This window comes from Micromonospora sp. WMMD975, from assembly GCF_029581215.1.
Taxonomy (GTDB): domain Bacteria; phylum Actinomycetota; class Actinomycetes; order Mycobacteriales; family Micromonosporaceae; genus Micromonospora.
In genome coordinates this window covers 6,420,502-6,443,808 of sequence record NZ_CP120739.1, presented here as the reverse complement: position 1 = coordinate 6,443,808, position 23,307 = coordinate 6,420,502, and the positions used below count along the sequence as shown (strand labels likewise).

Below are 23,307 nucleotides of genomic sequence, written 5' to 3'. Positions count from 1 at the left end.
GTCCCCGAGGACATGCTGTGCACACAAACCGACCGGGCCGGCCATGGCCCGCGGACCGAAGGAGTGATCATGATGGGTTCTTCCGCGCAGGGGATCAGGACCGTGCTGCATCCGGTATCGGACCTGGGCCGGGCCAAGGCGACGTACGCGGCCCTGCTCGGCGTGTCGCCCACGGTCGACTCGTCCTACTACGTCGGCTTCGATGCCGGGGGTCAGCACATCGGCTTGGTGCCGGGCGGTGGACCGCAGGGCCTGACCTCGCCGGTGGCCTACTGGCACGTTCCGGACATCGCAGCGAAGCTGGCGGAGCTGGGCGCCGCCGGCGCCACCGTGACCGAGCCCGCCCACGATGTCGGCGGCGGTCGCCTCGTGGCCACCGTCGCCGACCCCGACGGCAACCTGCTGGGCCTCATCCAGGACTAGCTGAACGACCTGGCTCGTCCGAACCGCCCGACCGCGATCCGTAACCCACGAAGGGAAACCGTCATGCTCGCCATCGATTCCGTCACGCTCGAAGTGCCGGATCCGGCATCCGCCCAGCACTTCTACACCGAAGCCTTCGATCTGGGCCACCGCCTGCGTGTCGGCGCCGCACGCGAACCCACGACCGGTTTTCGTGGGTTCGCCGTGTCGCTCGTGGTGTCCCAGCCGGGCACCGTCAACAGCCTCTTCGGCAGCGCCCTCGACGGCGGGGCGACCACACTGAAGCCACCCGCGAAGGGCTTCTGGGGCTACGGCGGGGTACTCCGCGACCCGTACGGCACCATCTGGAAGATCGCGACATCGTCGAAGAAGGACACCGGACCGGCCAGCCGGCACGTCGACGAGATCGTGCTTCTGTTGGGAGTGCACGATGTCGCCGCGACCAAACGGTTCTACGTCGATCGCGGCCTGACCGTGGCGAAGAGCTTCGGCCGCAAGTATGTCGAGTTCGCGACCTCGAACATCAAGCTGGCGCTGTACGGCCGTCGTGCCGCCGCCAAGGACGCGGGCGTCCCGCCCGACGGCGACGGCTCACACCGGCTCGTCATCGGCAGCAGCGCCGGCCCCTTCGTCGACCCCGACGGCTTCGAGTGGGTGACTGCCGATGGAGGCTCGTCACCGGCCGCGCTGAGCGGCTGAGGCGGCTGCCCCTTTCCACCGCCGCAGGCGGTCCCGGCGAACGCACGCAGCCATCCCACTTCCGGCCCCGCGGGCACGGCGACCCCAGCCTCCGCCGTACCCGCGGGCACCCGGACATCGTGTGCGAGGCGTGGGCGGCGTCCGGTGCACGTGATTCGTGATGATCACCACGTTCGGTCAACTCTCCCCTCACGGAAGGGTAGGGTCGGCACCGGCCCCGACCGGGTCCAGGTGATGAGGCCCGCGGGCTGGTAGGACCGACTGGTCGTAGGAGCTGCGCCCCGACGCGGGGATGGAACTGTGCGCGTCCGCGTGACGCCCGAGTGGAAATGGCTGTATGTCTTCTGTGCTGTCCGCGGTCTCCCGGCCGCGTCTGTCCCGTCCGCCCTGGCTGTCGCCGAAGGTGTTCCGCACCGAGGTCCTCGCCGGTCTGGTCGTCGCCCTGGCGCTGATCCCGGAGGCGATCTCGTTCTCGATCCTGGCCGGGGTCGACCCGCGGGTGGGACTGTTCGCCTCGTTCACGATGGCGGTCACGATCGCGATCTGCGGCGGCCGACCGGCGATGATCTCCGCCGCGACCGGCGCGATCGCCCTGGTGGTGGCGCCACTCGCCAAGGAGTACGGGCTGGACTACCTGATCGCGGCGGTGATCCTCGGCGGCGCGATCCAGGTGCTGCTGGCGGTGCTCGGCGTCGCGAGGCTGATGCGGTTCATCCCGCGCAGTGTCATGGTCGGCTTCGTCAACGCCCTGGCGATCCTGATCTTCGCCGCCCAGGCCCCGCACCTGCTCGGCGTGCCGTGGCTGGTCTACCCGCTCGTCGTCGTCGCGCTGGCGATCATGGTCGGGCTGCCCCGGCTCACCCGCGCCGTGCCGGCGCCGCTGGTCGCGATCGTGGTGCTGACCGTGGTCACGGTGGCCGCGCACGTGGCGGTGCCCACCGTCGGCGACGAGGGCGCGCTGCCGAACAGCCTGCCCACCCTGGGCCTGCCTGAGATCCCCTGGACCATGGACACCCTCACCCTGATCGCCCCCTACGCCCTGGGGATCGCGCTGGTCGGGTTGATGGAGTCGCTGATGACCGCGAAGCTCGTCGACGACATCACCGACACCCCGTCCAGCAAGACCCGTGAGTCCTGGGGGCAGGGTGTGGCGAACATCGTCACCGGGTTCTTCGGCGGCATGGGCGGCTGCGCCATGATCGGGCAGACGATGATCAACGTGAAGGCGTCCGGCGCCCGCACCCGCCTGTCGACGTTCCTGGCCGGCGTGTTCCTGCTGGTCCTGGTCGTCGCGCTCGGCGATGTGGTCGCGGTGATCCCGATGGCCGCCCTGGTCGCCGTCATGATCATCGTGGCGGTGTCGACGTTCGACTGGCACTCCGTCGCCCCGGCCACCCTCAGGCGGATGCCGTACGGCGAGACGACCGTCATGGTGGCCACCGTCGCCACCACCCTGGCCACCCACAACCTCGCCATCGGCGTCGTCGTCGGTGTGCTCACCGCCATGGTGATCTTCGCCCGGCGGGTCGCCCACCTGGTCGAGGTCACCAGCGTCCTGGATCCCGACGGCGGCACCCGGATCTACTCCGTGCACGGGGAGTTGTTCTTCGCCTCCAGCAACGACCTGGTCGGCCAGTTCGACTACGCGAACGACCCGGAGAACGTGGTGATCGACATGACCCACGCCCACGTCTGGGACGCCTCCTCCGTGGCCGCCCTGGACGCGATCACCACCAGGTACGCCGCCCGGGGCAAGACCGTGGAGATCGTCGAGCTGAACCAGCCCAGCGCCCGCATCCACGACACCCTCGCCGGGCAGCTCGGCGTCGGCCACTGATGGCCCCCGCCGACAGCCGGGGCGCCGGGCCGGAGCCGCACGCCTCCGGCCGCCTCATGCAGATCGGCGAGGCCGCCGAACGGGTCGGGCTGAGCATCCGCACCATCCGCCACTACGAGGAAGCCGGCCTGATCGTCCCCTCCGCCCGCAGCGAGGGCGGCTTCCGCCTCTACACCGAGCCCGATCTCGACCGACTCGCCGTCGTCAAACGCATGAAGCCTCTCGGGTTCACCCTCGACGAGATGCGCGCCCTCCTCACCGTCCTCGACGCCCTCGACACCACCACCGGCGCCGACCGCGCCGAACTGCTCGACCGGCTCGCCGCGTTCCACACCGCCGCCACCACCCGCGTCACCGCCCTGCGTGACCAACTCGCCATGGCGGAGGGCTTCGCCGGCACGCTCCGCGCCAAACTCGACCACCACGGCGGCCCTACGCGCTGAGCACCACCCCGCCGGCCCCGAGGTGACTGCGGCTCATGTGGCATCCGACGCCGGATCGACCACGCCGTGCAGGAACACGTCGACAAGCGTCTCGACCGGAGTCTCCGCGCCGCCGTGCTCCCCTCGCCGGCCCATGAGAATGCCGAGGAACAGGGCGGCGAGCTGTTCGACAGGCAGTCGCAGCGCGGCCCGGTCGGGTTCGAGCAGTCGAATCACCGCCTGGTGGGTGCGCTCGACCGCCGCTGCCCGACCGCCGGTCGCGCTGTTGTCGGCCGGCCCGCGCCGCTCGCCTCGGCGGCCACCGGCCTGCAGCGCCCCGATCACCGCGCCCATCCGATCCAGGTAGGCATGCAGGGTCGCGGCGGCCTCGGTCAACCTGGCAGCCAGGGGCTGGTCCAGCGGCACCGCGTCGAGTTCGGCCAGCACGAGGTCGTTACGCAGGGCCGCCGACACACAGGCGTCCAACAGCTCATCCTTGTCGGCGAAGGCCCGAAACACGGTGGCCTCACCGATCCCGGCCGCTTTCGCGATCTGCAGGGTGGTCACCGCGGAGCCGTGCTCGACCAGTAGTGGCAGCGCCGCCGCCACGATCATCTCGCGTCGATCTTGCGCATTCATCCCCGGCGCTCTGCGCCGGCCGGGCGTCTCAGTCATGCCGACCAGACTACGGAGTGAGGACTCACTCCGTCAATGAGCCTTCCTCGGCCAGTGACAACGGATAGACACCCGTAGAAGCCGATTGCCGATAGTGTTCTGCACCACACTGTCCGCGCGTACTGAAGGGTTCTGCCATGAGCGTTGGTCGTCGGCGGCTGCCGGGAACTGTCGCCGCCGCACTGCTCCTCCTCGCCGGGGTGACCGTCCCCGCCGGTCCCGCCGCGGCAGCGAAGAGGGGTCCGGACCTCGCGGTCGACGCCTCCGGGACCACGATCCCGCTGGGAGTTGCGAAGAAGGTCGTCTATCTGAAAATCAGCAACCTGGGGGATGCGACCCCCGGCGACGTCGTCGTCAACGTCCGCCAGCCGCAGGAGGGCCCGGACCCACTGCCGGTCGCCCTGCTCTGGCATTCAGGGGGTGGTGTGGGCGAGTGCGACGGCGATTTCGGCGGGTTCTACTGCCGACTGTCGCCGGAGCTGATTCCGGGGCCGGGCCAGACCGCCGACGTTCCCATCGACGCGAATGTCTTCGGGGGTGCGGGACCCTACGAGGGCAGGTTCGAAGCCTCGGTCAGCATCAGGCCGGAGAAGGACGCGAATCCGGCTGACGACACCAGGTTGTTCCCGTTGACGCTTGTCGACCAGCCCAGTGCCGACCTCTCGCTGGTCGCCCGGGACGTGAAGCAGTCGGTGCGGCTCGGCGCCGACGGCCGGCCCCGGCCCACCGGGACGCTGAACCCGGGTGAGACGGGCGCGGTGTGGCACACCGTCGCCAACCAGGGCCGGACGGCGGTCCGCGGAGTGCGGATCACGCTGCGCCTGCCCAAGGGCGTGACCTTCACCAGGCCGCCGGCCCAGTGTGTGGTCACCGACGCCCGGCGCTCGGCGGTCTGCACCTACCCGGGCCTCACCCTCGTTCCGGCCGCCGAGGACACCGATCCGAAGGACGCGATCTACTCGGCGGTCGAGCTGTACAACCTGGTGACGACTGCGGCATCCGCCACCGCTCCGGCGACGTTGCGGGGCGGAACCGTGCAGGTGGAGGGCCTCGCCGAGCGGGCGACGAACGACCGCTCCGAGCCTGCGCGGGCCGAGTTGCCGGCGAACGCCGTCGGCGTACGGGTGGCCGACGTGGACCACAGCGACAACCGGGACGGGTTCGCCGTGGTGCTGGCCGCGAAGAGCGGCGGTGGCGGTGGCGATGGTGGCGGCGGCGGTGGGGGTGACGGTGGCGGCGGGTTGCCGGTCACCGGGCCGCAGGCCGGGCTGATCGGCGGGATCGGCGTCGCGGCTCTGGCGGTCGGCGGTGCGTTGTTCCTCGCCGCCCGGCGGCGCCGGATGGTCCTGGTGACCCCCGAGGACGAGCGGCCGACGGCCTGACCTGTGCTGCCGATGCGGTCCGTCTACGGTGGACGAACGATGGACGGGCGCGGTGTCCCGGTGGTCTCAGGCCGGCTCGCCCGGGAACCAGCCGGCCCGGCCGAGGGCGCCCGGCAGGCTTGCCTTGCCGAGCCGGTCACCGATCCAGGCCGCCGTCTCGATCAGCCCGCGGGGGTCGAGGCCGGTCTGGTGGCCGGAGCGGTGCAGGGCGTAGACCAGGTCCTCGGTGGCGACGTTGCCGGTGGCCGCCGGGGCGAAGGGGCAGCCACCGATGCCGCCGACGCTCGCGTCGAGGACGCTCACGCCGGCCTCGACCGCCGCCAGGGCGTTGGCGATGGCGGTGTTGCGGGTGTCGTGCAGGTGCAGGCGCAGCGGCACCCCGGGCGCCGCCGCGCCGGCCGCGGCCACCAGCTGCCGCACCTGGGCGGGGACTCCCACCCCGATGGTGTCGGCCAGGGCGATCTCGTCCGGCTCGCCCTCGGCCAGCCGGGCGACGAGCTCGCCGACGGTCGACGGGGCGACGTCGCCCTCGAAGGGGCAGCCGAAGGCGGCGGCGACGGTGACGCTGGCCCGGCGGCCGGCGGCGTGGGCGGCGGTGGCGATCTCGGACCACGCCTGGACCATGGTGTCGACGGAGGCGCCCTGGTTGCGCCGGCTGAACGTCTCGGTGGCGACCACGACGCAGTTCACCTCGTCCACCCCGGCGGCGAGGGCACGGTCGAGGCCGCGCCGGTTGAGCACCAGACCGATGTACGATACGTCGCTGCGGCGCGGCACCTCGGCCATGACGGCTTCCGCGTCGGCCATCTGGGGCACCCGGTCGGCGCGGACGAACGACACCGCCTCGACCCGCCGGGCTCCGGCGTCGACGCAGCGCCGGATCAACTCGATCTTGCTCGCTGTCGGGAGGATCTCGGACTCGTTCTGCAACCCGTCCCGAGGGGACACTTCCACCACGCGCACCATCATGTGTATACAATTCCAGACCGGCGGGCGGGCGGCAAGACACCGGCCGCGACATCGCTTCAGACCACGGAGGCACGGGTGACCAATGCCGGGCAGGACGCCTACGAGGCGTTGCGGAGCGCGATCCTGAACGGATCCATCCGCCCGCGGGAGCGGCTGGGCGAGGTGGAGCTGTCCTCGCAGTTCGGAGTCAGCCGGACCCCGATCCGGGAGGCCCTGCGCCGGCTCACCGCGGAGGGGCTCGTCGTCTTCCAGCCCAACCGGGGGGCCCGGGTGGCCGAGTGGTCGCTGAGCGACCTGGAGGACACGTACGAGATCCGGGCCCGGCTGGAGAGCTACGGCGCGGCCCTGGCCGCCCAGCGCATCGACGCCGACTGCCTGCCGAGGCTGAGCCTGCTCTGCGACGAGATGGAGCAGCGGGCGCAACGGATGACCCCGCAGGACCTGGACGACATCGCCACCCTCAACGCGGAGCTGCACGGTCTGGTCATCGGCGCCGCCGGCAGCCCTCGGTTGACCTCTCTGCTCTCGGCGGTGGTGGAGGTCCCGCTCGTCGTCCGGGCGTTCCGCCTCTACACCCCGGACGCGCTGGCCCGCAGCATGGCCCACCACCGTGACCTGGTGGCGGCCCTCGGTGCCCGCGACGCCGAGTGGGCGTCGAGCACGATGCGCGCGCACGTGCTGGCCGCCCGGCGGGTCCTGCTGGCCGCCATGTCCGACAACCCGGAGCTCTGAGCGCCCCGGGACACGCCGCTCCGACCGACCCGGGCCCGGCCATCGGGCGCCGGACCGGTCAGCTCCCGGGCGCGCCCGGCTTGATGCAGGCCACCGCGCGGTCGGCGTCGAGAGGGGTCAGTCGCACCTCAGTTTGTACACACCGGTCCTCCCCGACCGGGCACCGACCGTAGAGGACGCAGCCGCTCACCTTCTCCGTCGGGCTCAGCGGGTCGCCGATCAGGCGGGCCGGCGGCAGCTCCTGGTCGGGGTCCACCGGCAGCGCCGCGGCCAGCAGGGCTCGCGTGTAGGGGTGCTGCGGGTCGGCGAAGACCCGCTCCGAGGGGCCGGTCTCCACCACCCGCCCCCGGTACATCACCGCGATCCGGTCGCTGACGTAGCGGACGGTGTGGATGTCGTGGGAGATGAACAGATAGCCCATGCCGAGTTCGGTCTGCAGGTCGGCCAGGAGTTGCAGGATCTGGGCGCGGACCGACAGGTCGAGCGAGGAGGTGGGTTCGTCGAGGACGATCAGGGACGGCTCGGTGACGATGGCCCGCGCGATGCCGACCCGCTGCTGCTGCCCGCCGCTGAGTTCACCGGGGTAGCGCCGGGCCATCTCGGGTGCCAGCCCCACCTGGTCGATGACCCGGGCGACCCGGCTCCGGCGGTCGGCCGCCGGGGTCTTCGGCTGGTGGATGGCGAGTGGCTCGCCGACGATGTCGGCCACCCGCATGCGCGGGTTCAAGGACTCGAACGGCTCCTGGAAGATGATCTGCGCCTTGGCGCGCAGCCGGCGCAGCCCGGCCGCGGGCAGCGCGAGCACGTCGGTGCCCTGGAAGCGCACCGAGCCCCGGGTCGGCTCGATCAGGCGCAGGGCCAGCCGCCCCAACGTCGACTTGCCCGAGCCGCTCTCCCCGATGATGGCAAGCGTCTCGCCGGCGTTCACGGTCAGCGACACGTCGTCGAGGGCGTAGACCGTGGTGGTCCCGCCGACGGGGAACTCCTTGCTGACGTTCGTCAGCTCCAGCAGGCTCACCGGACCGCCTCCCTCTCCTGCGACAGGTGACACCAGTACGTCCGGCCCGAGGCGGTGGTCGTCGGCTCCGGGAACACCTGCCCGCAGGGCTCGAAGGCGTGCGGGCAGCGGGCCCGGAACGGGCAGCCGGCCGGATAGTCGACCAGATCCGGCAACCGCCCGGTGAGGTGCACCAAGGGCTGGCCCGGCCGGGGAACGGCCCGGACCAACGCCTGCGTGTACGGGTGCTGCGGGCTGGTGAGCACGTCACGGACCGTGCCGTGTTCGATGACCTTGCCGGCGTACATGACGACCACCCGGTCGCAGTACTGGGCCACCACCCCGAGGTCGTGGGTGACCAGCAGCATCGAGCGGCCGTGCTCCTGGACCAGGCCCCGGATGAGGTCGAGGATCTGCCGCTGCACGGTCAGGTCGAGGCCGGTGGTCGGCTCGTCGGCGATGACGAAGGCCGGGTTGAGCAGCATGGCCATGGCGATGACGACGCGCTGGGCCATCCCGCCGCTGAGCTGGTGGGCGTAGCCGTCGAGGACCCGGTCCGGGCCGGCGATGCCGACGTCGGCAAGCGCGTCGCGGGCCCGGTCCCGGGCTGTGGAGTCGGAGCGGACGCCGTGTGCGGCGAGGATGTTGGCGAACTGCCGGTGGATGCGCATCACCGGATTCAGCGCGCTGAACGGGTTCTGCGCGATGAAGCCGATCTCGGCGCCGCGCAACCGGCGCAGTTCGGCCGCGCGCAGGCCGAGCAGGTCGACGCCGTTGAAGCGGGCGGTGCCCCCGACCACCCGCCCCGGTGGGCGGACCAGGCCGAGGATCGACCGGATGGTCACCGACTTGCCGCACCCGCTCTCGCCGACCACGCCGACGATCTCGGCCCGGTCGACGTGGAAGTCGACGCCGTTGACCGCGTGCACCAGCCCGTCGGGGGTGTCGAAGCGGGTGGTGAGGCCGTTGACCTCCAGCAGCCGGGGCTCCCGGTCCGCGACCGCGCCGGGGGCGCTCATCGCTGCCTCGCCCGGCCGAAGGAGTCCTGCAACTCGTCGCTGATCGCGTTGAAGCAGAGCACGGTCAGGAAGATGGCGAGTCCGGGGAAGACCGATACCCACCACTGGCCGGTCGTCATGTTCTGCGCTCCTGTCTGGATCATCGCGCCCCAACTGGCGTCGGCGGCGTTGATGCCGATGCCCAGGAAGGACAGCGAGGCGATCACCACGATCGAGTGGGCCACCGCCAGCGACGCCTGGGCCAGGATGATGCCGGTCATGTTCGGCAGCACGTGCCGGAACATCACCCGGGGTCCGGTCGCGCCGATGGCGTGGGCGGCCTCGACGTAGCGGCTCTCCCGGATGGTCAGCCCCTCGCTGCGGACCAGCCGGACGAACCGCGGGACGTTGATGATGGCGATGGCCACCACGACGTTCTCGATGTTGTTGCCCATCAGGGCGACCAGGGCGATGGCCAGGATCAACAGGGGGAACGCCTGGAAGACGTCGAGCGCGCGGACCACGCGCTCCCCCCACGGTCCCCGGTGCAGGGCGGCCAGCCCGAGCATGACGCCGACCACGAGCGAGATCAGCATGCCGGCGAGGGCCAGCGGGATGTCCACCCCGGCCGAGGCCACCAGGCGGCTGAAGACGTCGATACCGAACTTGTCGGTGCCCATCCAGTGCGCGCCGTCGGGCGCGGCGAGGGTGTCGGGCAGCGGCTCCGCCGGATCGTACGGCAGCGGCGCGAGGTAGGCCGCCGCCAACATGCCGGCGAGGATGCCGGTGGGTACCCACAGGCGCAGGCGTCGACGACCGCGGCGGGGCTTGCGGGGCTTCGGCGCGGTGACCGTGGTGGGGTCGGCGGCCAGGGTCTCAGTCATAACGCACCCTCGGATCGAGCACCGCGACCAGGATGTCCAGTGCGGTGAATGCCAACAGGGTTCCCAGGCCGGCGGCGAGGATGAAGCCCTGCACGGCCGGCATGTCGAGCTGGAGGATGGAGTCGATCGCCCACTCCCCGAAGCCACCCCACGAGAAGATGGTCTCGATGATCGCCGCGCCGCCGAGCAGGGCAGCCAGCAGGATGCCGCCGTAGGTCAGGATCGGGGTGCGGGCCTGCCGGAAGGCGTACGCCAGCACGGTCCGCTCGGACAGGCCGCAGGCCCGGGCGAACTCGACCTGCTTGGACTCCAACGCGGGCACCAGGGAGGCGTAGGTGCTGCGGGCGAAGTACGCCGAGTAGTAGATGCCCAGGGTCAGCACCGGCAGAATCGAGTGCGCCACCGCCGAACGGAAGATCGTCATGTCACCGGCGATCAGCGAGTCGACGAGCAGGGCCCCGGTCACCGTCGGCGGCGGCTCGTCCATCAGACCGAGCCGGCCGACCGGGGCCGGCGCCCACCCGGCGAGATAGAAGCAGAGGTAGATCAGCAGCAGGGCGAGGAAGAAGTCGGGGATCGACTGGAACGTGGTGACCACGAAGCGGGAGCCCCGGTCGGCCAGGCTGCCCTTGTAGTACGCGCCCAGGGTGCCCAGGCCCACACCGAGCACCGCGGCCACGATGAGCGAGAGGATCACCAGCTCCAGGGTGGCCGGGGCGAAGCGCAGGATCTCCGACAGGATCGGCCGGTCGGTGTAGTACGACGATCCGAGGTCGCCGTGGACCAGGCCGCCGAGGTAGTCGACGAACCGCTCCCACAGGGGCCGGTCCAGACCGAGGCGTCGCTCGATCGCGGCCAGTTCCTCCGGGCCGGCGGCCGGTCCGGCGATGACCCCGACCGGGTTGCCCGGCAGCGCGTTGACCAGGAGGAAGGCCAGCACGATGACCGAGAGCAGCCCCACCGGCAGGAAGAGCAACCGCCGTCGGGCGTAGCCGAGGACCCGCATCACATACCTCCCGGTCCGAGCAGCGCCATGGCTTCGTCCAGGGCCAGCACCTCGGCGTACTTGGCGCCGAGGTCGAACAGGGCGGCCTGGTGCGGGCGCGGGTCGCGGTCCAGGCATGCCTCGGCGACGACGAGGGGGACGAAGCCGTGTTGCAGGGCGTCCACCGCGCTGGCCCGGACGCAGCCGCTTGTCGAGGCCCCGCCGACGACGAGGGCGTCCACCCCCAGAACCCGCAGGGTGCTGGCCAGGCTGGTGCCGAAGAAGGCGCTGGCGTACTGCTTGGTAACCACCGTCTCGCCGGGGGCCGGGGCCAGGACCGGCGGGGCGGCGGCGAACGCGCTGCCCTGTTCGAAGACCCGCAGGGCGGGCACCTTGCGGGCGAAGAGACCGCCGTCCGCTCCGCCCGGGCTCAGTTGCACCCGGGTGTGGATCACCGGCACGCCGTGGCGGCGCGCGGCGTCGAGCAGTGTGGCGCAGGCCCGCAGGGCCGGCGGGTCGGTGTCGCCGGCGTAGAGCGGTGAGGCCGGGTCGAGGTAGGCCCGGACGAGGTCGACCAGGAGCAGGGCCCGGCGCGAGCCGCGACCCAGGTCGCCGCCGAAGCCGGCCCTGCGGTAGTCGCCCTGGAGGTCATCCACCGTGGCCGCCCCTAGATGACGCCGCTGGTACGCAGCGCGTCGATCTCGGCGGTCTCCAGCCCGACGATGTCGCTGAGCACCTCGTCGGTGTGTTCCCCGAGCTGCGGCCCGGCCCACTTGATCCGCCCCGGGGTCGCCGACAGCCTCGGCACCACGTTCTGCATGGGGAACTCGCCGAACTCGGGGTGGGCGACGCGGACGATGGCCTCCCGGGCGGCGAAGTGCTCGTCCGCGAGCATCTCCGGGGCGCGGTAGACCCGGCCGACCGGGACGTCGTGCTTGACCATCACCGCCATCAGCTCCTCGGTGTCGTGCTGCGCCGACCAGTTCGCGATGATGCCGTCCAGCTCGACCTGGTGCCGGCCCCGGCCGGCGTGGGTGGCGAAGCGCTCGTCGGTGCCGAGTTCGGCCATGTCCATGGCCGCGGCCAGCCGCCGGAAGACGGTGTCCTGGTTGGCCGCGATGAGCACCAGTCCGTCGTCGCGGGTGGGATAGACGTTCGAGGGGGCGATGTTGGGCAGGATGGCGCCGGTGCGTTCGCGGACGTGACCGGCCAGGGCGTACTCGGGCAGCAGCGACTCCATCATCGCCAGCACCGCCTCGTAGATCGCCGAGTCGACCTTCTGGCCCCGGCCGGTGCGGTCGCGGACCCGCAGCGCCATCAGGGCGCCCAGGGCGGCGAAGGTGCCGGCCAGGGAGTCGCCGAGGCTGATGCCGACCCGGCTGGGTGGCGTCTGCGGGTCGCCGACGACGTAGCGCAGGCCACCCATGGCCTCGCCGACGGAGCCGTAGCCGGGGCGGGCGGAGTAGGGCCCGTCCTGGCCGAAACCGGAGACCTGGACCATGACCAGCCCGGGGTTGGCCTCGGACATCTGCTCGTAGCCCAGGCCCCAGCGCTGCATGGTGCCGGGCCGGAAGTTCTCCACCACCACGTCGCACTGGGCGATCAGCCGCCGGGCCACCGACTGGCCCTCGGGGGTGCGCAGGTCGACGGTGATGGACTTCTTGTTGCGCGCCACGATCGGCCACCACAGCGACTTGCCGTGCGGCTTCTCCTGGCCCCACTCGCGCATCGGGTCGCCCTGACGCGGGGGTTCGCACTTGATGACCTCGGCGCCGAAGTCCGCCAGGAGTTGGCTGCAGAACGGCCCGGCGAGCAGGGAACCGAACTCGACCACGCGTACCCCGTGCAGCGGTCCCTCGTGGTGCAGATCGCTAGACATGAACACCTCTCATAGCAGCCACCAAGTGGTTGTTGTATACAACAGGCAGGCGGGACCCGCTGTCAACAGCGGTTTCTTCCGGCCAGATTCAGTGCCGCGCCCACATTTGGACGTTCATGCATACACAGAACGGTAGGGAGGCTCGACGTCCGTCACGCCCGTCCGCCCAGCCGCCGGCCGAGCAGCCGCCCGAACGCCAGCGCCGGCGTCACCGCCATCCCCCCGCAGAAAGCCGCGCCGCTGGTGGCCCCCATGCCGATGGCCTCACCGACGGCGTGCAGCCCGGCCACGACCGCGCCACCGGGCCGCCGGACCCGCAGGTCGGTGTCGACGTCCAGCCCGCCGAAACTGCACAGCAGCGCGGCCACCGAGCGAAGGGCGTAGTAGGGCGGCCGGACCAGGGGGTACGCGGGCGCCCGGCGGCCCAGCGGGTCCACCCCCTGCCGCACCGCGAGGTGGTACGCCCGTACCGTCTCGACGAGCCCGGGCGCGTCGATGCCCGCCCGGCGGGCCAGGTCGGCCAGGTCGTCGGCGACCCAGGCCACGTCCCCCCGCCGCGCCTCCGCCCGGAACCGCTCCTCCCCCCAGGCCGGCACCAGGGGTGGCCCCGCCGCCAGGGCCGCCGAGTCGCAGACGATCCAGAACTCGCCCCCCGGCTGCTCCTGCACGGCCCGCTCGTGCCCGGTGACGTCGTCGAGGTCCTCGGCGACGAACCGGCGCCCGGCCGCGTTGACCCAGATCTCCCGGGGCGGGCGCTCGACCGGCGCGAGGTGCGCCAACTCCGACCAGAAGTCCACCCGCCCCGGCTGGGAGCGGCGTTCGAGCAGGCCGAGCCGGGGGGTGTGCAGATCGGCGAAGCGGACCTCGGCCCCCAACGGCGTGGCCATCTCGATCGCCGCGCCGGTGGAGGTCGGCACCGCGTTGGTCACCAGCCGGGGCCCGCCCGGGGTCAGCTCACGGAACAGGTCCGGGTTGGCGCCGTACCCGCCGGAGGCCAGCACCGTGACTCCGGCGCGGACCTCGCGGGGGCCCTCGGGCGTGTCCAGGAGCGCACCGGTGACCGCGCCGCCGGCGCTGGTCAGCCGGGTGGCGCGCGAGCGCAGGCGCAGGGTGACCCGGCCGGCGGCCACCTGCTCGTCCAGCAGCGGACGCAGCGTCTCCCGGATCGACCGGCCGTGCCCGGTCCCCCAGTAGGTCCGGGGCCGGGAGTACGGGGAGTGCCCGTGATAGACCACAGGTGTGCCCGGGGCGAACGGGAAACCGTGCTCGTCGAGCCAGTCCACGACACCGGCGGCCTCGTCGACCGCCAGCCGGATCAGCGCCGGGTCACCGCGGTGGTGCCCGATGCGCAGCACGTCGGCGTAGTGCCGGTCCGGGTCGTCGTCGATACCCGCCTGGCGTTGCCGCCGGGTGCCCGCGGCGCTCATGTGCCCGGCCGAGACGCTGAGCGTGCCGCCGATGTCGGTGCCCCCGTCGACAAGTTCGACGCGGAGCCCGGCCCGCGCCGCCTCGATCGCGCACGGCAGGCCGGCGGTGCCGGCCCCGATCACCAGCAGGTCGGCCTCCCCGCTCATCGCGCGCCCGCCCGGTCGTGCCCGACCCGGCCGGTGGTGACGAAGGACGACACCACGGCGGCGTACTCCTCCGGCACCCGCCAGGGCAGTTGGCCGGTGGTGTCGGTCAGCCGCACGGCAACGGCGTCGGGACGGATCGCCTGCGCCAGCGCGTCGCCGTCGGCGAGCATGTCGCGGGCGGCGGTCAGCAGCAGCACCGGGCAGGGCAGGGCGCGCAGTGGCTCGGTCGGGTCGTAGGCGAACGCGGCCCGGTACGCCCAGTTGTACCGCTCGAAGACCGAGGCGATGTTCGCCACCGCGAGGTTGACCAGCTCCGGCGGCCCCTCCCAGATGTCGAGGTAGCGGGCCCAGAGCTCGTCCAGGTGCCGTCCGGCCGGGTCGATCGGCTTGTCCGGCGCCCAGGAGGCGCCGAGGCGTTCCCGCTCGGCCCGGTCCAGCACCAGCCCCGACAGGATGGCGTGGGTGACCCGGTCGGGGCCGGCGAGCTGGGCGACGGCCAGGGCCAGCGAGGCTCCGGTGTGCTGCCCGGCGACGGCGAACTCGGTGACTCCGAGGGCGTCGACGGCGTCGAGCAGCAGGCGGGCGTAGCCGGGGATGTCTAGCGACTCGCGGGGCGGGTCGGAGAGCCCGTACCCGGGGGTGTCCAAGGCGAACGCGCGCAGCGTGCGGCCGAGGGCGGGCAGGGCCGGGGCGAAGACGTTCGACGCCTGTGGCGACTCGTGGAACAGCACCACGGCGGGTCCACCGGTGCCGGCGGTGCGGTAGTGGATCTGCGCTCCGGGCGGGCCGACGTATCCGCGCATGTCACTTCCCTCGGGGTCGGGGGGTGGGGGGTTCGAGGGGTGGCTCGGACGGGCCGGCGGTGGGCGGACGCCGTTTCGGGGCGGTCGAGCGCGCGGCGCGCCGGGTCGGTCCGCCACCGGCCTTGCGGGCCGGTCGGCCGGCAGGCTCGGTGGGCGGCGACGCGGCGGGTCCGCTGGGCGGCGACGCAGGGGCGGGCTCGCCGGGCGGCAACGCGGCGGGCCCGGGGTCGAGGTCGGGCGACTCGGACCCGCCGGCGGCGGGAGGTGGCGCGGTGGTCGGTGGCGCAGGCGGCGGCGTCCCGCCGGCCCGGGGTTCACGCAGCAGGTTCGTCGGCACGGTGGGTCGACCGATCACGGTCGTCACGGCGGTCCCGCCGATCGCGGCCACCGCCCGCCGGGCGCTCTCCACCGCGGCCGTGACCGAGGCCATGTCGCCGACGAGGGAGACCGTGACGAGTCCGTCGCCGATGCGTCGTACGCCGATCAGCCGCACCTCGGCCGCCTTGCCCATCACGTCGACGGCGACGATCGAGGCGGTCAGTCCCCGTGTCTCGACCATGCCGAGCGCACCCGCATCCCACAGATCCACGTCAGTCCTTCACGTAGTTGAGCCACGCCTCGGTCTCCAGCCGGTCGACGATGGCGACGATGCTGGAGTCCACCGGCGCCTGACCGGGTTGCCGCAGCGCCAGCCGCGCGGCGCCACCCGTGGCGATCAGGACGACCTCGCCCCTGCCGGCGCCGACGGTGTCGACGGCGACGTAGGGCTCCCCGGCGGGCGTCTCACCCAGGGGCGCGACGACGAGCAGCTTGGCCCCGGTCAGCGCCTCGGACTTGACGGTGCTGACCACCGAGCCGATCACCCGGGCGACACGCATGCCGAACCACCTCGTTTCTCTAGCGTCGCTGCGACCAGGGCTTCGTCTCGAACGCCCGACGGACCGCCTCGCGGGCCGACTCCACCTCCGAGTGCAGCCCGGAGACCCACAGCCGGCCGAACTGGCCGACCCCCCGGACGTCGATGATCTTGACGCCGGCGGACTTCTCCACCTCGTTGCCGACCGCGGAGATGTAGGCGGCGGGCTGGCACTCGACCACGAGCATCGACTCGCCGGCCACCAGCAGGGATCCCTTGCGGGAACGGTTGACCAGCTGCGCCTGGTAGGCGTCGATGTTGGAGACGACCTTCGCCGAGACCAGCTCCGCCGGCTGCGCGTCCGCCTCGGTGATCCCGAGCAGGTCCAGGATGGTCTGACCGGCCTGGCGCACGGCGTCCTGCGACATCGAGTGCAGCTCGGTCATGCCGTACTGCCGCTCGACGACCTGGGAGCCGGGGCGGACCCCGGCGGCCTTGACGGCGGCGTCGACCAGGGCGTAGACGTCGCTGCCCGGGGAGATCTCCAGGTAGAGCTCGGACATCCCCTCGACCACCGGGTCACCTGACATCACGCTGCCGAGCAGGGCGGCCATCTGCGGTTGGAGCCGGTCGACGAACGCGAAGGTGCGCAGCTCGACGTCGTTGCGGGCCATCTCAGCGCCGACCCACGAGCAGCGCGAGAGTGCCGCTGCTGCGCCGCTCACCGCTCTGCAGCACCCGGCCGGTGGGGGTGGAGACCTCCTCGACGCATTCCCGCTTGCAGGACAGCTCGGTGCAGTCGCCGGTGAACCCGGCGTCCCGGGCGGCCTGGACCAGGTCCATGTCCCGCATCGGGCCCCAGAACGGCTCGTTGTTGTTCCAGGTGTCCCAGTCGATGAGGAACTGCACGAGCGGGTCCAGCCCGGCGTAGCCCGGGAAGTCCGCGTGGATCATCATGCCGCCCGGGGCGAGCAGCCGGTGGCACTCCCGCAGCACGGCGCGGACCGCCTCCGGCGGCATCTCGTGCAGCAGGATGTGCGAGACGACCAGGTCGAAGTGCCCCGACGGGAAGCCGGTGGCCTCGGCGTTGCGCTGCGCGAAGTGCACCTTGCGACCCAGGGACTCCGCCCGGCCGTGACCGTAGCGCAGCAGGGCCGCGCCGACGTCGATGCCGTGCACCTCCGCCTCGGGATAGGCGTCGACGTAGGGCAGCGTGGAGTTGCCGACGCCGCAGCCGATCTCCAGGATGCGCTTGGGACGGAAGTCCTTGTGCGTGGCCTTCAGGTAGTTGTTCACCACCGACTGGCCGTAGTCGTCGTTGAGCTCGCCCATCTGGCCGGTGGCGTAGACGTAGACGCCCCGGTCGTAGAGCGCCCCGGCGGTGACGTCGCCGGGGACGTACTCGCCCCGGTAGCCGCCGGGCATGGCGTGGATGTCGATGCCCCAGAAATACCAGGGCAGGACGAAGTCGGGGTCCAGCTCCAGCGAACCGAGGGTACGTCCGGTCCGCTCCGCCCTGGCCCGCAGGTCGTCGAGTTGCCGGGCGATGCTGTCGGCCACCACGTTCCAGAGCAGGTCCTGGCTCGCCCGCCGCACCGAGCTCCAGAGCTGGTAGTACGGCTCGGGTTCCATCGCCCGGCGGACCGTCTCCCGGTCCCGGGGCGGGACGCCCATCTCCTGCTGGTAACGGGGCACGACGCGGTGCGCGTACAGCTCCCGTACCCCCGGGGTCACCTCGGTGGAGATGTGCGACTTCAACGCCCGGACGAACGTCTCCCGGGCCAGTTCGTCGTGGTTCTCCGTCGGCAACAGGCCGTGCCGCTGCTGTTGTTTCACTTGTCCTCCCCCACCTGCGCGAAGGCCTGCCGGATGACCTCCCGGTAGGACTCCGGGGTCTCCTCCCGCACGATCTCCTCGCGCCACTCGTAGAAGACCCGCAGCACCCGGGCGACGAACGCCGCCGCCTCGGCGTCCCTGGTCTCGGCGTCCCCGGCGGACGGCGTGAAGTCGTCCACCGCGCCCCGCTCCACCACCCGCCGGTCGGCCAGCAGCTGTTCCAGGGTCATCACCCGCTCGCGCAGCACCCACACCTCAGAGGTGAGGGTCACCATCGTGGAGACCAGGGCCTCCATGCCCGGCTCGGCGAAGAACTGGGGACGGGCGCCCTTGGCCTTCTTGGGCAGCAACTGTCCGGGCAGCGGTTGGGCCTGCTCGGGGCTGCCCACCCCGGGCCCGCCGTAGGCGCCGAGCGCCCGTAGCGTCTCGGTGGCGACCGTGGACGCGTCCGCGTCGGGGTTGGCCGACACGACCGCGGCGGCGATGGTACGGATGGTCCGCTCCGCCTCCTCCGCGGCCTCGCAGCCACACGAGCAGCCGTCGGCGTCGTCGCAGCCGCCCTGGGGCGCGCCGGGGACGGTGCCGGCGGGGGCGGTCGGCGCCGAGGCCGACGACGCGCCCGCCGGGCCGCGCCGGACGTCGACGCCCAGCCCCTGGGCGATGTCCTGGGCGTGCGGCGAGATCAGGTCGCCCGGGCCCAGCAGGACCTCGCGCGGCCCGTCCGACCGGGCGACGTCTTCGATATCGACAGCAGTCCACACCCGACTCATGTCTCAACTCCTTCGATGAGCACGCGGGCTCTGGTCAGGACTTTGTTCCGCCTCGGCTCGACCCGGTCGGCAGGATCGCCTCGACCTCGTTGTGCGGGCGGGGGATGACGTGCACCGAGACGACCTCGCCGAGCCGGGAGGCGCTGGCCGCCCCGGCGTCGGTGGCGGCCTTGACCGCGCCGACGTCGCCACGGACGACGACGGTGACCAGGCCACCGCCGATGTACTCGGTGCCCACCAGGACGACGGTGGCGGCCTTGACCATCGCGTCGGCGGCCTCCACCGCCGCGACCAGGCCCCGGGTCTCGATCATGCCCAGCGCGGACATCTGCAGGTCAGCCATGACAGTTCTCCTCTGCGAGTTGGTCGGCGGGCGGGTGCCCGCCGTTGCCCAGGACCGTGGCGGTCTGGAAGTGGGGTGGTCTCATCGCACGGTCACCTGCCGGGCGATGTGGTGCACGAGCGCCTCCAGCGGGGACTGCGCCGGTCGCTTGTCGGGGGTCGGCGGCCCGCCGGCGTCGCGGCGGCGGGCCGGCTTCGCACCGGCCCGTGGGCCGGGAGGCGTCGACTCCTGCCGCGCCCCGGGGCCCGCCGGTTCCCGGGGTGGGGCCAGGCCGGTCTCGGTCAGGCAGCGCTCCCGCAGTTCCGCCAACGTGCCGCCCCGGTCGAAGCGGGGCAGGTCGCCGCGGCCGGCGGCCAGTTCGGCGCGTAGCGCCCGGGTGCGCTCGGCGTCGACCCGGCCGTCGGCCAGGACCACCCCGTAGCGCCGGGCGCCGTCGACGGTGACCAGGCCCCGCTCGACGTCGTGGCGGACCTGCTCGGGGTCGCGTTCGAGCGGATCGCCCCAGCCACCGCCGCCCCAGGTGACGAAGTGCAGCAGGTCGCCGGGGCGGACCGCGACGTGGTCGCACTTGGCCGGGACCACCTGCCGGGAGCCGTCGGCGCGTTCCAGGAGCTTCGTGCCGCGTTCGCCGGGCTCGCCGCCGAGCACGCCCCAGGGTTTGGTGAACCACCTGTCGTCGTGGATCGAGACCTCGCCCGGTTCGAGGAACCGGTAGCCGACCCGGATGCCGTTGCCGCCCCGGTGCCGACCGGCGCCCCCGGAGTCCGGGACCGACTCGTAGGACTCGATGCGCAGCGGGTAGTACGCCTCCAGGTACTCGTTCGGCACGTTGGTGAACGAGGGCCACATCGAGTGTCCGTCGAAGCCGTCACCGACCGGCCGGGCGGGCACCCCGCCGAAGCCGATCTGGTAGAGCTGGAACCACTTGCCGTGCCGGTCCAGGCCGGAGTACATCAGGTGCGGGCTGGAGGAGAAGCCGGCGGCGGCGAGGAAGTCCGGCTGGCACTGCCCGAGCAGCCCGGCGAGCACGTCGAAGAGCCGACCCAGGGCATGGGTACGACAGGAGATGGCCGCCGGTCGCCGGGGCTTGAGCAGGCTGCCCTCGGGGATGCGGACGTCGACCAGGGGATAGAACCCGTCGTTGAACAGGATCATCGGGTCGACGGCCATGATGGTGTAGACCCCGAAGAACATCCGCAGGACGTTCTCGTTGAGCAGGAAGTTGATCGAGCCGTCGGCCTGCTCGCTGGTGCCGGTGAAGTCGAGCACCACCCGGTCGCCGTCGCGCCACAGCGAGCAGCGGATGCGGAACGGCCCCTCGCCGCGTCCGTCGTCGTCGACGAAGTCCTCGAAGGTGACCGGCTGCTCGGGCACGACCTGGCGGAACAGCTTCGCCATCGCCTGCCGGTTGCGCTCCAGCAGCAACTCCAGGGTGGACAGGTAGGTGTCGGCGCCGAAACGCTCGCAGAGTTCCCGGACCCGGGTCTCGGCGGTGCGGCAGGAGGCCAGGACCGCGTTCAGGTCGGCCCGGTTCCAGCTCGGCAGGCGCACCTGGTTGAGCACGGTGTCCAGGAGTTGCTGGTCGAGCGTCCCGGCGCGGAACAGCTTCACCGGCGGGACGATGACGCCCTCCTCGTGGATCGACACCGCGTCGGTGGGCAGGCTGCCGGGGACCTTCCCGCCGACGTCGCTCATGTGACCGAACATCGCCGCCCAGCCGACAAGCGCCTGCTCGAAGTAGATCGGCAGCAGCACCAGCCAGTCGTTGGCGTGGCTGATGGCGCCGTCACAGGCGTACGGGTCGGAGGTGAAGAAGACGTCGCCCTCCTCGACCGTGCCGTCGTAGCCGGAGAGGAAGCCGTCGATGAAGGAGCCGAACTGTCCGGCGACCATGCGCCCGCGCCGGTCGGCGATCAACGGGAAGGCGTCGTGCTGCTCGCGGATGCCAGGTGACATCGCGGTACGCAGCACCACGGCGTCCATCTCGAAGCGGGCGTTCCGCAGCGCGTTCTCGACGATGTCGAGCACCGCGGTCTCGACCTCGACGCCGCGCTCCGGGCGTGCTGTCTCGACGATGACCGCACTCATCGGTTCCCTCCCTGCTCGGCGGGCAGGATGAGCAGGTTGCCCAGCCTGTCGACGCGCGCGACACAGCCCGGCAGGACCAGGCTCGTGGAATCCATCTCGACCACGATCGCCGGCCCGGCCAGCTCGTTGCCGGCCCGCAGGGCGGTGCGGTCGTAGAGGGCGGCCTCCTGCCAGCCGCCGTCGACGTAGACCTGCTGACGGCCGACGATCGCCTGCGCGGCGTCGCGGTCACCGGACTCGATCTCGACGGGGGTGATCCGTTCCGCGTGGGAGACCCCGACGGCCCGGATGTTGACGATCTCGTGCGGCTCGTCCAGGGCGAAGCCGAACAGGCGCTTGTGTGCCTCGTCGAAGCCGCCGCGCAGGTCGGGGATCATGGCCGTACCCCGGCCCGCGTCGACCTCGACGGAGACCTCGAAGCCCTGGCCGTGGTAGCGCACGTCGGCCTCGTACCGCACCGAGCGGGCGTCGTCGGGGACCCCGGCCCGGTCGAACTCGGTGTCGATCTGGGCGGCCAGGTCGGTGAACTCGCGTCGCAGCAGTCCCTCGTCGACGTCGTCGAGCGGGCGGACCAGGGACCTGTTGGCCTCGGCCCGCACCCCGGTCGAGGCGTCGCCGTAGGCGCACAGCACCCCCGGTGACTGCGGGATCACCACCGGCCAGGAGCCGAGGAGCTTGGCCAGGGCGTTGACGTGCAACGGGCCGGCGCCGCCGAAGCCGAACAGCGCGAAGCGCCGGGGGTCGTAGCCGCGCTGCACCGAGACCAGCCGGAGCGCGCCGAGCATGTTCTCGTTGACGATGTCGATGATCGCGGCGGCGGCGGCCTCCACCGTGATCCCGAGCCGGCTCGCGACGGTCCCGACCGCCGTGCGGGCCTTCTCCACGTCCAACGGCATGGCGCCGCCGAGCAGGGCGTGCGGCAGGTAACCGAGCACGACGTTGGCGTCGGTGACGGTCGGCAGTTCGCCGCCGCGTCCGTACGTCGCCGGGCCGGGCAGGGCGCCCGCGCTTGCCGGGCCGACCCGCAGCGCGCCGGTCAGCTCGGGAACGTGGGCGATGGAGCCGCCGCCGGCGCCCACGGTCTGCACGTCGATCGACGGGGCACGTACGGCCAGGTCGGCCACGGTCGTCTCGCGCCGGATGGCTGGGGTGCCGTTCTCGATCAGGGCCACGTCGGTGGAGGTGCCCCCCATGTCCAGGGTGAGCAGGTCCGGGTGGCCGGCGGCCGGGCCCAGGGCCACGGCGGCGGCGACCCCGCCTGCGGGTCCGCTCATCAGCAGACTGACCGGGATGTCCTCGGCCCGCTCGAAGGTCATCAGTCCGCCGTCGGAGCGCAGCACGCGGCGCTCGCCCGAGAGCCCCTCGGCGACCAGTTTCGCGCTGAGGTTGCTCAGGTAGGAGCTGACGCCGGGGCGGACGTAGGCGTTGGCGACGGTGGTCAGGGTCCGCTCGTACTCGCCGAGTTCGGGCAGGACCCCGGCGGAGGTGGAGACCGGCACGCCGGGGGCCTCGGCGGCGGCGATCTCGGCCGCCCGCTGCTCGTGGGCGGGGTTGGCGTAGGAGTTGACGAAGCCGATGGCGAGGGCGTCCACGCCCTGGTCGACCAGTTGGCGGACGGCGGCCCGCACGGCCGCCTCGTCGAGGGGCTCGACCTGCTCGCCCCGGGCGTCGATCCGGCCCCGGACCTCGCGGACGTCCTCCAGCGCGACCAGCTCGGCCGGCCGGTCCCAGACGATCCAGCCGCCCAGGCCGCCGGGGACGAACGAGCGGGCGATGTGCAGGACCTGCCGGTAGCCGACGGTCACCACCAGGCCGACCCGGGCGCCCCGGCGTTCCAGGACGGCGTTGGTGGCCACCGTCGTGCCGTGCAGGAACTGGCGGATGTCCGCCGCGCGGGCCCGGGCGTCCGCCAGCACCCGGGTGACACCCTCAAGGACGCCGACGGACTGGTCCTGAGGCGTCGAGGGCACCTTGGTCCGGCGGGTCCTCCCGGTCGCCTCCTCGATCAGAAGAACGTCCGTGAACGTGCCACCGACATCGACTCCTAGGCGGTACATCAGTGCACATCCTGCTTTCTCTCGGCTTGCCGTTCTCTCCGTCGTCGCGGCGTGGTCCCCGGCCCGGGGGTGCCGACCGGGCCGGGGGGTCACCGCGC

24 protein-coding genes are annotated in these 23,307 nt (G+C 72.3%); 6 read left to right on the top strand and 18 right to left on the bottom strand.

The genetic code is table 11. From position 1 onward, the window contains the following. The first annotated feature begins 69 nt into the window (after positions 1–69). The 4 genes from O7613_RS29030 (at position 70) to O7613_RS29015 (ending at position 3,402) form a co-directional block, all read left to right on the top strand. The gene (locus O7613_RS29030; RefSeq protein WP_282291047.1) at positions 70–423 is read left to right on the top strand and encodes a VOC family protein; all 354 of its coding nucleotides are present in this window, start codon (positions 70–72) and stop codon (positions 421–423) included. Between the two features lie 63 nt (positions 424–486). After that, the gene (locus O7613_RS29025; protein WP_282291046.1) at positions 487–1,122 is read left to right on the top strand and encodes a glyoxalase; all 636 of its coding nucleotides are present in this window, start codon (positions 487–489) and stop codon (positions 1,120–1,122) included. 337 nt (positions 1,123–1,459) lie between these two features. Further along, positions 1,460–2,959, top strand: a complete 1,500-nt coding sequence (locus tag O7613_RS29020; protein ID WP_282291045.1) for a SulP family inorganic anion transporter — start codon at positions 1,460–1,462, stop codon at positions 2,957–2,959. Beyond that, positions 2,959–3,402 carry a MerR family transcriptional regulator gene (locus tag O7613_RS29015; protein WP_281585165.1) on the top strand — a complete coding sequence of 148 codons (444 nt, stop codon included), beginning with the start codon at positions 2,959–2,961 and terminating at the stop codon, positions 3,400–3,402. The genes O7613_RS29020 and O7613_RS29015 overlap by 1 nt, the downstream gene beginning before the upstream one ends. A gap of 33 nt (positions 3,403–3,435) precedes the next feature. On the opposite strand, the gene O7613_RS29010 is transcribed toward O7613_RS29015, so the two are convergent. Then, positions 3,436–4,056, bottom strand: coding sequence for a TetR/AcrR family transcriptional regulator (locus tag O7613_RS29010; RefSeq protein ID WP_282291043.1), 621 nt, complete (start codon positions 4,054–4,056; stop codon positions 3,436–3,438). Between the two features lie 137 nt (positions 4,057–4,193). Here O7613_RS29010 and O7613_RS29005 point away from each other — a divergent pair, with 137 nt between their 5' ends. Beyond that, complete coding sequence (locus tag O7613_RS29005) at positions 4,194–5,438, top strand: hypothetical protein (RefSeq protein ID WP_282291041.1); 1,245 nt, start codon at positions 4,194–4,196, stop codon at positions 5,436–5,438. A gap of 66 nt (positions 5,439–5,504) precedes the next feature. Here O7613_RS29005 and O7613_RS29000 read toward each other — a convergent pair whose 3' ends face one another. Further along, positions 5,505–6,404 (bottom strand): hydroxymethylglutaryl-CoA lyase, encoded by a 900-nt coding sequence (locus O7613_RS29000; RefSeq protein WP_282294642.1) that lies wholly within the window; start codon positions 6,402–6,404, stop codon positions 5,505–5,507. A 78-nt stretch (positions 6,405–6,482) separates the two neighbouring features. Here O7613_RS29000 and O7613_RS28995 point away from each other — a divergent pair, with 78 nt between their 5' ends. Next, a complete protein-coding gene (locus tag O7613_RS28995; RefSeq protein ID WP_281585168.1) occupies positions 6,483–7,139 on the top strand; it encodes a GntR family transcriptional regulator in 657 nt (218 codons plus the stop codon). Positions 7,140–7,197: 58 nt separating this feature from the next. Here the strand turns inward: O7613_RS28995 and O7613_RS28990 are convergent, their stop codons facing one another. The 16 genes from O7613_RS28990 to O7613_RS28915 form a co-directional block, all read right to left on the bottom strand. Beyond that, a complete protein-coding gene (locus O7613_RS28990) occupies positions 7,198–8,157 on the bottom strand; it encodes an oligopeptide/dipeptide ABC transporter ATP-binding protein (RefSeq protein ID WP_282291039.1) in 960 nt (319 codons plus the stop codon). Further along, positions 8,154–9,155, bottom strand: coding sequence for an ABC transporter ATP-binding protein (locus tag O7613_RS28985; protein WP_281585170.1), 1,002 nt, complete (start codon positions 9,153–9,155; stop codon positions 8,154–8,156). Before O7613_RS28985 ends, O7613_RS28990 begins: the two co-directional genes overlap by 4 nt. Further along, positions 9,152–10,018, bottom strand: a complete 867-nt coding sequence (locus O7613_RS28980; protein ID WP_281585171.1) for an ABC transporter permease — start codon at positions 10,016–10,018, stop codon at positions 9,152–9,154. Before O7613_RS28980 ends, O7613_RS28985 begins: the two co-directional genes overlap by 4 nt. Continuing rightward, a complete protein-coding gene (locus O7613_RS28975) occupies positions 10,011–11,024 on the bottom strand; it encodes an ABC transporter permease (protein ID WP_281585172.1) in 1,014 nt (337 codons plus the stop codon). Before O7613_RS28975 ends, O7613_RS28980 begins: the two co-directional genes overlap by 8 nt. Continuing rightward, positions 11,024–11,659: an isochorismatase family protein gene (locus O7613_RS28970; RefSeq protein WP_281585173.1), complete on the bottom strand. Its 636-nt coding sequence runs from the start codon at positions 11,657–11,659 to the stop codon at positions 11,024–11,026. Before O7613_RS28970 ends, O7613_RS28975 begins: the two co-directional genes overlap by 1 nt. 11 nt (positions 11,660–11,670) lie before the next feature. Then, entirely contained in the window at positions 11,671–12,882 is a 1,212-nt protein-coding gene (locus O7613_RS28965; RefSeq protein WP_281585174.1) for a CoA transferase, read from the bottom strand. A 152-nt stretch (positions 12,883–13,034) separates the two neighbouring features. After that, positions 13,035–14,456 (bottom strand): FAD-dependent oxidoreductase, encoded by a 1,422-nt coding sequence (locus tag O7613_RS28960; RefSeq protein WP_282291038.1) that lies wholly within the window; start codon positions 14,454–14,456, stop codon positions 13,035–13,037. After that, positions 14,453–15,259 (bottom strand): alpha/beta hydrolase, encoded by an 807-nt coding sequence (locus tag O7613_RS28955; protein ID WP_281585176.1) that lies wholly within the window; start codon positions 15,257–15,259, stop codon positions 14,453–14,455. Before O7613_RS28955 ends, O7613_RS28960 begins: the two co-directional genes overlap by 4 nt. A gap of 1 nt (position 15,260) precedes the next feature. Then, entirely contained in the window at positions 15,261–15,848 is a 588-nt protein-coding gene (locus O7613_RS28950; RefSeq protein WP_282291036.1) for a BMC domain-containing protein, read from the bottom strand. Position 15,849: 1 nt separating this feature from the next. After that, a complete protein-coding gene (locus tag O7613_RS28945) occupies positions 15,850–16,137 on the bottom strand; it encodes a EutN/CcmL family microcompartment protein (protein WP_281585178.1) in 288 nt (95 codons plus the stop codon). A gap of 19 nt (positions 16,138–16,156) precedes the next feature. Continuing rightward, the gene (locus tag O7613_RS28940; RefSeq protein WP_281585179.1) at positions 16,157–16,789 is read right to left on the bottom strand and encodes a hypothetical protein; all 633 of its coding nucleotides are present in this window, start codon (positions 16,787–16,789) and stop codon (positions 16,157–16,159) included. Position 16,790: 1 nt separating this feature from the next. Further along, the gene (locus O7613_RS28935; RefSeq protein ID WP_281585180.1) at positions 16,791–17,951 is read right to left on the bottom strand and encodes a class I SAM-dependent methyltransferase; all 1,161 of its coding nucleotides are present in this window, start codon (positions 17,949–17,951) and stop codon (positions 16,791–16,793) included. Then, positions 17,948–18,721: a hypothetical protein gene (locus O7613_RS28930; protein ID WP_282291033.1), complete on the bottom strand. Its 774-nt coding sequence runs from the start codon at positions 18,719–18,721 to the stop codon at positions 17,948–17,950. Before O7613_RS28930 ends, O7613_RS28935 begins: the two co-directional genes overlap by 4 nt. Before the next feature lie 34 nt (positions 18,722–18,755). Further along, positions 18,756–19,055 (bottom strand): ethanolamine utilization microcompartment protein EutM, encoded by a 300-nt coding sequence (gene eutM, locus O7613_RS28925; protein WP_104114777.1) that lies wholly within the window; start codon positions 19,053–19,055, stop codon positions 18,756–18,758. A 90-nt stretch (positions 19,056–19,145) separates the two neighbouring features. Beyond that, positions 19,146–21,152 carry a hydantoinase B/oxoprolinase family protein gene (locus tag O7613_RS28920; RefSeq protein ID WP_282291031.1) on the bottom strand — a complete coding sequence of 669 codons (2,007 nt, stop codon included), beginning with the start codon at positions 21,150–21,152 and terminating at the stop codon, positions 19,146–19,148. Continuing rightward, positions 21,149–23,209, bottom strand: a complete 2,061-nt coding sequence (locus O7613_RS28915; RefSeq protein ID WP_282291029.1) for a hydantoinase/oxoprolinase family protein — start codon at positions 23,207–23,209, stop codon at positions 21,149–21,151. The genes O7613_RS28920 and O7613_RS28915 overlap by 4 nt, the downstream gene beginning before the upstream one ends. Between the last annotated feature and the right edge of the window lie 98 nt (positions 23,210–23,307).

What these genes read in the sequence shown, in the direction of transcription:
- O7613_RS28940 (WP_281585179.1), bottom strand. Translation starts at nt 16,789, where the DNA reads ATGGCCCGCAACGACGTCGAGCTGCGCACCTTCGCGTTCGTCGACCGG.
- O7613_RS28915 (WP_282291029.1), bottom strand. Translation starts at nt 23,209, where the DNA reads ATGTACCGCCTAGGAGTCGATGTCGGTGGCACGTTCACGGACGTTCTT.
- O7613_RS28965 (WP_281585174.1), bottom strand. Translation starts at nt 12,882, where the DNA reads ATGTCTAGCGATCTGCACCACGAGGGACCGCTGCACGGGGTACGCGTG.
- O7613_RS29010 (WP_282291043.1), bottom strand. Translation starts at nt 4,056, where the DNA reads ATGACTGAGACGCCCGGCCGGCGCAGAGCGCCGGGGATGAATGCGCAA.
- O7613_RS28985 (WP_281585170.1), bottom strand. Translation starts at nt 9,155, where the DNA reads ATGAGCGCCCCCGGCGCGGTCGCGGACCGGGAGCCCCGGCTGCTGGAG.
- O7613_RS29030 (WP_282291047.1), top strand. Translation starts at nt 70, where the DNA reads ATGATGGGTTCTTCCGCGCAGGGGATCAGGACCGTGCTGCATCCGGTA.
- O7613_RS28930 (WP_282291033.1), bottom strand. Translation starts at nt 18,721, where the DNA reads ATGAGTCGGGTGTGGACTGCTGTCGATATCGAAGACGTCGCCCGGTCG.
- O7613_RS29005 (WP_282291041.1), top strand. Translation starts at nt 4,194, where the DNA reads ATGAGCGTTGGTCGTCGGCGGCTGCCGGGAACTGTCGCCGCCGCACTG.
- O7613_RS29025 (WP_282291046.1), top strand. Translation starts at nt 487, where the DNA reads ATGCTCGCCATCGATTCCGTCACGCTCGAAGTGCCGGATCCGGCATCC.
- O7613_RS28920 (WP_282291031.1), bottom strand. Translation starts at nt 21,152, where the DNA reads ATGAGTGCGGTCATCGTCGAGACAGCACGCCCGGAGCGCGGCGTCGAG.
- O7613_RS28975 (WP_281585172.1), bottom strand. Translation starts at nt 11,024, where the DNA reads ATGCGGGTCCTCGGCTACGCCCGACGGCGGTTGCTCTTCCTGCCGGTG.
- O7613_RS28945 (WP_281585178.1), bottom strand. Translation starts at nt 16,137, where the DNA reads ATGCGTGTCGCCCGGGTGATCGGCTCGGTGGTCAGCACCGTCAAGTCC.
- O7613_RS28960 (WP_282291038.1), bottom strand. Translation starts at nt 14,456, where the DNA reads ATGAGCGGGGAGGCCGACCTGCTGGTGATCGGGGCCGGCACCGCCGGC.
- O7613_RS29015 (WP_281585165.1), top strand. Translation starts at nt 2,959, where the DNA reads ATGGCCCCCGCCGACAGCCGGGGCGCCGGGCCGGAGCCGCACGCCTCC.
- O7613_RS29020 (WP_282291045.1), top strand. Translation starts at nt 1,460, where the DNA reads ATGTCTTCTGTGCTGTCCGCGGTCTCCCGGCCGCGTCTGTCCCGTCCG.
- O7613_RS29000 (WP_282294642.1), bottom strand. Translation starts at nt 6,404, where the DNA reads ATGGTGCGCGTGGTGGAAGTGTCCCCTCGGGACGGGTTGCAGAACGAG.
- O7613_RS28980 (WP_281585171.1), bottom strand. Translation starts at nt 10,018, where the DNA reads ATGACTGAGACCCTGGCCGCCGACCCCACCACGGTCACCGCGCCGAAG.
- O7613_RS28955 (WP_281585176.1), bottom strand. Translation starts at nt 15,259, where the DNA reads ATGCGCGGATACGTCGGCCCGCCCGGAGCGCAGATCCACTACCGCACC.